This window comes from Roseibium sp. RKSG952, assembly GCF_009711355.1.
The window spans coordinates 1-1,018 of the sequence record NZ_SMMF01000444.1 but is presented as its reverse complement, the minus strand read 5'-3'; the positions used below and the strand labels follow the sequence as shown (position 1 = coordinate 1,018).

Below are 1,018 nucleotides of genomic sequence, written 5' to 3'. Positions count from 1 at the left end.
CAGCCGCGGAGCCCTCAAATAGCTCAAGCGGCTGCGCCCATTGCGTTTTGTCGAAGGGCCGCGCTGTCGCGAACTCCTCCGGGGTCTGATATTTCAGGCTGCTGTGCGGGCGTTCTGTATTGTAGTCGAACCTCCAATCTTCGATGATCTGGCGTGCTTCGCCGATGCTGATGAACCAGTGCTGGTTCAAGCATTCATCCCTGAAGCGCCCATTGAAACTTTCGATATAGGCGTTCTGGGTCGGCTTTCCTGGATTGATGAAATACAACTGCACACCGTGGTCATCGGCCCATGCGTCAAGTGTGCGCCCGCGGAGTTCCGGCCCATTGTCGACGACCAGAATATCAGGGTATCCGCGTTCGCGGGCAACACGCTGCAGCATTTCGACGACCCGCTCGCCGGGCAGGGAGAAGTCCACCTCGATGGCAGGACACTCGCGGGTGCAGTCATCCTTGAGGTTTGCCGTCCGGAACTTGCGTCCGTTCGCCAGCGCGTCACTGGTGAAATCCAGCGACCACCTCTGGTTGGCGGCAATCGGGCACCAGCCGCCCTCACGACCTTCCTTGGGGATCTTCTTGCGCTTGGTACGGCGCAGCCACAGCCGTTCTTCGCGGTAAATCCGCTCGACGACTTTGACATTCACCTTGAAGCCCTCGCGCACCAGTTTGGCGTGGAGCATGCGGTAGCCATACCTCCTGTGCTTGCCTGACAGCGTGATCAGATGTTCCCGGAGCCGTGCGTAACGATCCGGGCGTGCCTGATAGGCCAGGCTCGATCTGGAAATTCCGACCAGCCTGCACGCCCGCCGCTGCGTGAATTGTTGATCTCGCATCAACGTCTCGACAGCATCCCGACGGGCGACAGGCGTCAGGAGTTTTTTGCCAGAAGCCCCTTGAGACCTGCGTTGTCGAGCATGGCGTCCGCCAGAAGTCGCTTCAGTGCCGAGTTCTCAGCTTCAAGGTCCTTTAACCGGCGTAGCTCCGACACGGTCATGCCGCCATACTTGGCTTTCCACTTG

2 protein-coding genes are annotated in these 1,018 nt (G+C 59.4%); both read right to left on the bottom strand.

Translation table 11 applies throughout. The features are described 5' to 3' along the window. Positions 1-832 (bottom strand): IS3 family transposase (locus E1297_RS01470; RefSeq protein WP_155132983.1); only part of this gene is annotated, 832 nt, incomplete at its 3' end. Between the two features lie 35 nt (positions 833-867). Then, on the bottom strand, positions 868-1,018 hold a 151-nt coding region (locus tag E1297_RS51125; RefSeq protein WP_155132980.1), incomplete at its 5' end, for a transposase.